Origin of the sequence: uncultured Paracoccus sp. (assembly GCF_947496875.1) — a bacterium.
Classification (GTDB): Bacteria; Pseudomonadota; Alphaproteobacteria; order Rhodobacterales; family Rhodobacteraceae; genus Paracoccus.
Window position 1 is genome coordinate 1 of the sequence record NZ_CANMEH010000046.1, and the last position, 6,376, is coordinate 6,376.

The 6,376-nt window shown below is 64.8% G+C and carries 8 protein-coding genes and 1 pseudogene; all 9 read right to left on the bottom strand.

Annotated features, from left to right (window positions below; genetic code table 11):
* Positions 1–26: 26 nt before the first annotated feature.
* Positions 27–377 (bottom strand): amine dehydrogenase large subunit, encoded by a 351-nt coding sequence (locus Q0938_RS18715; RefSeq protein ID WP_299365560.1) that lies wholly within the window; start codon positions 375–377, stop codon positions 27–29.
* Positions 378–424: 47 nt separating this feature from the next.
* Positions 425–709 (bottom strand): annotated as a pseudogene (locus Q0938_RS19500) (LysR substrate-binding domain-containing protein); the annotation flags it as partial.
* Positions 673–918, bottom strand: a complete 246-nt coding sequence (locus Q0938_RS19505; protein WP_366942788.1) for a LysR family transcriptional regulator — start codon at positions 916–918, stop codon at positions 673–675. The gene Q0938_RS19505 and the pseudogene Q0938_RS19500, both read right to left, overlap by 37 nt.
* A 200-nt stretch (positions 919–1,118) precedes the next feature.
* Positions 1,119–1,634: an L-lactate permease gene (locus Q0938_RS18725; RefSeq protein WP_299365563.1), complete on the bottom strand. Its 516-nt coding sequence runs from the start codon at positions 1,632–1,634 to the stop codon at positions 1,119–1,121.
* Between the two features lie 11 nt (positions 1,635–1,645).
* Entirely contained in the window at positions 1,646–2,239 is a 594-nt protein-coding gene (locus tag Q0938_RS18730; RefSeq protein ID WP_299365565.1) for an L-lactate permease, read from the bottom strand.
* A gap of 3 nt (positions 2,240–2,242) precedes the next feature.
* On the bottom strand, positions 2,243–3,244 hold the full coding sequence (locus Q0938_RS18735; RefSeq protein ID WP_299365567.1) for a 2-hydroxyacid dehydrogenase: 1,002 nt from the start codon (positions 3,242–3,244) through the stop codon (positions 2,243–2,245).
* A gap of 928 nt (positions 3,245–4,172) precedes the next feature.
* The gene (locus Q0938_RS18740; RefSeq protein ID WP_299365569.1) at positions 4,173–4,559 is read right to left on the bottom strand and encodes a hypothetical protein; all 387 of its coding nucleotides are present in this window, start codon (positions 4,557–4,559) and stop codon (positions 4,173–4,175) included.
* Positions 4,559–4,855: a hypothetical protein gene (locus Q0938_RS18745; RefSeq protein ID WP_299365571.1), complete on the bottom strand. Its 297-nt coding sequence runs from the start codon at positions 4,853–4,855 to the stop codon at positions 4,559–4,561. The genes Q0938_RS18740 and Q0938_RS18745 overlap by 1 nt, the downstream gene beginning before the upstream one ends.
* Before the next feature lie 840 nt (positions 4,856–5,695).
* Complete coding sequence (locus Q0938_RS18750; RefSeq protein ID WP_299365573.1) at positions 5,696–6,106, bottom strand: hypothetical protein; 411 nt, start codon at positions 6,104–6,106, stop codon at positions 5,696–5,698.
* Between the last annotated feature and the right edge of the window lie 270 nt (positions 6,107–6,376).

Genomic DNA, 6,376 nt, shown 5'->3' on the forward strand with positions numbered 1-6,376 from the left:
CCATACACCTCGGTGACCACCCGGGATCACACCGTCGACGGCGCTGAAATTACACCACGTGCTCGGACACTACCCATGTCCGCGACGCTGATGACCGTCGGACCGTGGCCCAGCTGGTTCACCGACCGCAGCTCTTCTCCGGTCTCAGCATCATAGATGTAGAGCGTCTTTGCCCCGAGCGAGAGACCATAGAGCAGCGGCTCGGCGTCCTGGCTGACCGCAACCGAGTCGATGTCGTGGCCCATTTCATGACGCGCGATGCGCTCGCCGGTGTCCGCGTCCAGGACGACGACATAGCGGCTGGGCGTCTTGTGGGTCCACTCCGCGCGCTGGTCGACCAGCATGTAGATGCGGTTCGACTGACGGTGATAGGCCACCAGTTGCCAGCAGCGGTGACAAAGGGAACAGCAGCGGAGTCGCTTGGTCGCACCAGTGCGAATCGCAGCGTTCCCACGCGGCGTACGGTGAAATCCCCGCGACTCGGACGTCCGAGTCGCAGCGCGAAGTCGGCCTCCCACCTCGACATGACGACGTTGTGGTCCGAGATGTCGATAGCCAGGGTAAGCTCCGGCTCTCTCTCAAGGAGGTCCGGCAGCGCCGGTGCGAGGTAGAAATTGGCAATCATCCCGATGGTCGACAGGCGCAGCCGGCGGGAGGTTGCGTGCGGCGCGGTCAGTATGGCGCCGATCGCCTCTGTGGCCTCCTCCATCGCAGCCAGATGGCGCAGGATGCGGCGACAATCTTCGGTCGGCTCGCCGTGTCCCTGGACGGCCACGAACAGGCTGACGCCGAGCGCGCCTCGATTCGCGCGAGCCTGCGGGCAATCGTGGTCTCATCCACGTCCAGCAGGCGGGCCGCACGGGTGAACGACCCCGTGCGGTTGATCGTTGCGACAATCCTCAGATCGTCCCAGTTCATCGCCGCCTTCCCTTTTGCCTCGTCAGCCGACACCTATGGCGCGCCGGCCGCCGGCCGGGATTTGGAACTGGAACTATCCGACGAAACTAACTGCCCAGTTGATATGGCTTGGGCTGCCGTTCGGCCGTGAGCGTGTCAAGGATGATCTCGTGTGCAACATCTACAATCACACCATGCTCCGGACGCCATGCGACAACTGTTCAGCGGCGAGGGCTCCCCGGACCGGCGCGGCGTAGCGCGGTGCGAACCCAAGGACAGCTACTTCCCGAAGTTTCTGGAGCCGCAGCGAACGGCCGAGAAGGCGCTCTTGGCGGTGATCCGCAGGCAATGAAGCCGATTACGACGCTACCGATGCCCAGGTAAAAAACGATCGGTCGCGCGGTCTGCGCGAGGATGTCGCCTTCGCGCCCGATGAGGCCAACTGTTGCGCTGCCCGCTATGATGTTGTGGGGTGTGACGATGTTCCCGATCGCCGCGCCGAAGCCTTTTGCCGCAGCCATTAGCAGTGGCGGCAGCGAGAGGCCGGCCGGTGTGGTTAGCTGAAGCTCGGTGACGAGGATGTTGGATGCAGTCGCCGAGCCAGTGATGAAGGTGCCGAGTGCGCCGACCGCCGGCGCCAGCACCGGCCAGACGGACGTGAACGCCGCGGCCAGCACCGCTGTCATGCCCGAATGGACCATGAGCCGAGAGAGCGCCAGCATCACGAGCAGCGCCACACCCACGCTCATCAGCGGACGTAGCGCCACCCCATGACCTCGGCGACCATCCCGCGGCGGCCGGTGCTGACCGCGATCCCGGTCGGGTCCATGTTCGACAGTTCGATCTGCGCAAGAACCGGTGTCCCGACCGCGCCGAAGGACACGCCCGCCGCATGGCCCAGCAGCGCCAGAACCACCGCCATGACCGGGCCGTATCCAAGTCCAACCAGAAGCGGCGCGGCAAGGGCGACCGGCGTTCCGAAGCCGGCCGCGCCCTCCATGAACAGGCGGAAGAACCAGGCGATCAGCAGCGCCTGGATGCGGCGCTGGTCGGTCAGCGCCGCCAGAGTATCGCGTATCCGTCGGATCGTGCCGGTCCGTCTCTGAAACTCGAAGAGCGACAGGGCGGGAAGGATGATCCACAGGATCGTCGCGGTGGAATGGAGCGCCTCGACAAAGACGCAGAGGCCGGCCCGCGGGCCCCCCGCCATGCCGAATGTCGTGGCGACGAGAACCAGCGCCACGACAAGCCCTGCCGACCCCGCCAACGCCGCAAATCGCCGCAGCACCCCCATCCCCACAAGGATCACGGCCAGCGGCGCTGCGGCAAGAAGCGCGGGCATCGCTCAGGCGTCCGGCGCGGACCGCACGGGGTGAAGCGGCGTACCATCGCGCTCGAACGTCGAGATGTTGGCGATGGTCGTTTCGGCGATGGCGGTCAGGGCTTCCTCGGTGAAGAAGCCCTGGTGCCCGGTGATCAGCACGTTCGGGAAGGTCAGGAGGCGCGCGAATACGTCATCGGGGATGCCACTGCCGGAAAGATCCTGGAAAAAGAGGTCGGCTTCCTCTTCGTAGACGTCCAGCCCGACGCTGCCGATCGCACCGCTCTTCAGACCACCGATCAGTGCCCTGGTATCGACCACCGCGCCGCGGCTGGTGTTGATCAGGATGACCCCGCGCTTCATCCTTGCCACGGCGGTCGCATTGATCAGGTGATGCGTCGCAGGGGTCAGCGGGCATTGCAGTGTGATGACGTCGCTTGAGGTGAACAACTCGTCGAGAGAAACATAGCGCGCCCCGTTTGCTATGCAAGCCGGGTTCTCGTTCGGATCGTGTGCGAGCACATGGCAGCCGAAGCCCGTCAGGATGCGGACCACGACCTCGCCGATCTGGCCCGTCCCGACGACACCCACGACCTTTCCATGCAGGTCGAAGCCAAGGAGGCCGTCCAGCGCGAAGTTGCCCTCGCGCACGCGGTTGTAAGCGCGGTGGGTCTTGCGGTTCAGCGTCATGATCAGGGCAAGCGTGTGCTCGGCTACCGCATGCGGGGAATAGGCTGGCACCCGCGCCACGGAGATTCCGGCGGCCTCGGCCGCAAGCAGATCGACGTGGTTGAACCCCGCCGAGCGCAGCGCGATCAGCTTTACCCCCGCATCCGACAGGACCGAGATCACCTTTTCTCCCAGGTCGTCGTTCACGAAGGCGCAAACGGCGTCGGATCCGGCGGCAAGCAACGCCGTCTCTGGCGTGAGGCGGGCGCCGAAAAACATGAGGTCATGGGCGCCGGCGCTTGCCTGTTCAAGGAACTTCGCATCGTAGGGCTGGGTGCTGAAGACTGCGATCCGCATTCAAGGCGCTCCTGCAGGCCGGCCTGGTGGATGCATGCGCTCGCGACTACGCGCAACGACCCTCGAAGGGTACACCTCCGCCCTTTCGCATTGCAAGCGAACCGGCGCGTGTCATTAGGTAAGGCAAGTTGCGCACCTCGGCACTGGACAGTGTCGAACTGCCGCTGATCTACAGTGCCCGGCTGGATGCCCGGCTTCGAGGTAACTTCCGAACCAGCGAAGCCCTCATCAGATACAATCGTTACATGACAACAATGTTGCGCAAACTCCCCTGACTTGCCCAGGTGAGATCAGAACGTCGGGCCTGCCTCCGATCTCAATGTCCCCATTGGGCTGGATTGTCCTCGATCCCCCCCTGATGCAGAGGACGTGGGATCAACTGCCGGGCTTCGGAAACTAGCGCCAGCGAAGTCAAACGGCGCCGTCGGCACAGCGGCCATCGCCGGCAGCGCCGCGGCGCGCCCCGTTTCCCGCGAGCAACTGCCCGCCAGCCTGTCGCGCGTCCCCGCCCGCGCATCAGGTCAGCGGTGCCAAGCGTCTGTAGGAAAGACATAAGATCGGGCGAAAACCAGAGAAACTCTTTGAAACTGGTAAAACCATCTGAAACGGTGGGGTCCGCCACGGAACTGCCGAACACCGGTCGGGGGGGATACTACAACGGGGAACCGTCACGCGACATCGGAGGCAGCTTTTTCCTGGTCGATGCTGGTGACATCAGGGGTGCAACCCGCCCACCCTCCCTAACGATCGTTCGTGTTCCGATCTCATCACACGGCTGGGTTGCTGCGGGAGCAGCTTCACAGGCACGGCCCTCGGGAGCTCTCCGTCGGCTTTGGCCTGGGGCCATGTGGCGTCCTTGTTGCACCTTGGGATCCCCAGACAGCGTTGGCGGGCCCGCAGGTGGGCCGCCAGATCGTTCACGGTCTGGCTACCGCAGCGCCACGTCCGCGGCCAGGAAGGCGACAACAGCCTTGCCGAGGTGACTGTGGCACAGCTCGAGGAGGTAGCCGCGCTGTGTCGTGCGGAGTTCCAGTCCATAGGGATTGCGGAACTCCGACGGCGGTTCCGGGGGGATGCTGAGCTGTTCCAATTCCGCGGCGCGCTGCACCGGCTCGAGGTAGCGGTGACATGCAGCGAGTCGCCGCTCATCCGGCGCGTCGGGGTCGAGCATGTCGGCGTAAGTCGAGATGCCGGGCATGAAGACCGGTGCTCGGGGGTGGGTCTGAAAGCCGAGCAGCCGAAGCAGACGTGCCGCTTCGACGGTATCGGCGCGCGCATGCGCGAGATGGCGCTTCTTACGGTCGTGATCGCTCATCATGCCGCCTCCTGACCAACCACCGGCCGCACCAACTCGAGCGCGCGAATGCCGCGATCGAGTGCTTCCGCACAAATGCGGGCGCTGTCGGCTAGGGGATCATCCGGATCGAGCGCCATGAAACCCTCGGCTTCTTCGCTTGCGAGATCCGCGACGAGGTCGAGATGCAGCAGACGGCGCAGCCGGCGCAGCTGCGGCAGCAGGTCGGAAGGGTCGCGGCCCTGGCTTGCCCGGGCGACGACGCTTAACGCGACGCGGCCCCATCTCGGGCCGCCGAGCAGCAGGGCCGCATCCACGAGGTCGTCGCGGAGCCGGTGAGCCAGGCGATGAATTCATCGACGCGGCGAGCCGCGGTGATGTGTCGTCCACTGAGAGAAGGGTGGTGCATCCGCCGATACTTTCCTGGGGATGCGCGGTCCGAAATGGACCGCGTCAAGACGCTCTCGTGTGGTTCGTTTTTCTGCTTCCGCGCTGGTTGGCTTGGATCTCGACCCTTCCTTCCGGCTCGCCCCGCCAGAGGCGTATTCCTTCTTTGTCCTTTCCAGATCACCGTCGTGGTCGGACGGATCGCGCTCTCATGAAAAGAGCGCGACTCCGTCAGATCCACGACAACAGACCGGCCCCGGGTTCAGCCGGGCAACGGCACTGCGATGCCCGTGCGCGCATTCGGATCAGGAGGTGATGTCCGCCCTCCTTTGCCTCTGCAGCCGGTCTTGAACCGCACGCGGCCGGGGCCGGGCTCGCGGACGGTTCCGGCTGTGCCGGGTCGGCGATGTGTCGACCCCAAGCTCGGCGGCCCCACTCGGGGTGGCGGCCGCGAGGCCTTGCGCGACTCTCGCTGGTAGGTCTCATCTGCCTCGGTTATCCCGGAGAAGGCCGCCGCAGTGCACTACCGATGAACGAGAAGACCAGCATCCATGAACAGGCAGGACCATGGATGCGGCCTATGGCGCTCCCGGTCCGGCCCGAATACGTCTTCTTGCAGCCCGAGCATCGGTAGCGCTGGACCTTGGTGCGTGTGCGGCCCCACTTTTGGCGTCGTTCGTCGCCGCAGAGCGCGATACTGGCCATCCGGGCGGGATCGAAAGGGATCGGGGGTCAGGGCTGGTTTTCGCTGACCCGGGCAGACGCAGGCATCAGGATCTTGCGTCGATTCCTACCTTACCGCCAACCTCTCCGTCCGCGTCAGCCAAGCGGGGGATGGGCGCTGCGGGAGGTGTCCACCCCAGCTGCACGAGGCGCTGCTCAAGAAGCGTTTCCATGTCCGTGTCGTAGCGCAAGCGCAGCAACGCGAAACCCTGCTCCTTGGCCCGCAGGTTCTTGATCCGATCGCGCCGCTGCACCTCTTTCAGCCTGATCTCGGCCTCCTCCGGAGTACCGCTGCCGCGCCACAGCACCGGCTCGAAGTGGTGAATGCCATCGACTTCGATGAGAAGATTCAGATCCCCGACGTAGAAGTCGAAGGGCAGCGGTTTCACGTTCCGGCAAGTCTCGTGTCGCCACTCGCCCTCGAAGTCGATCGCCGCTGCTTCGAGCCAGTAGCGCACGCGTCGCGCATAGATGCTGGAGATACAGGCCGGGCAACCAGTCCCCCCGTGAATATGACTGGCTGGGGTGGTTCGGAAGATGCCATGGGGGGATCGCGGAACTCGGACGGTGGTAGCGCGGGGAGGGGTGTGCCGCCGTCGAGGGACCATGCGTAGTCGTACCTCCCCCAGGATGAGAGCGAACGGGGCGAAAGATGCTGTCCCTGAGCGTGGTGTAGATTCTGGGAGAGTTGGTCACCGGCGATGTTCGGTTAGGTGTGGTTGCTTACG

Excerpts from the sequence above, each read along its gene's own strand:
- Q0938_RS18730 (WP_299365565.1), bottom strand. The coding sequence starts at position 2,239 with ATGCCCGCGCTTCTTGCCGCAGCGCCGCTGGCCGTGATCCTTGTGGGG.
- Q0938_RS19505 (WP_366942788.1), bottom strand. The coding sequence starts at position 918 with ATGAACTGGGACGATCTGAGGATTGTCGCAACGATCAACCGCACGGGG.
- Q0938_RS18740 (WP_299365569.1), bottom strand. The coding sequence starts at position 4,559 with ATGAGCGATCACGACCGTAAGAAGCGCCATCTCGCGCATGCGCGCGCC.
- Q0938_RS18735 (WP_299365567.1), bottom strand. The coding sequence starts at position 3,244 with ATGCGGATCGCAGTCTTCAGCACCCAGCCCTACGATGCGAAGTTCCTT.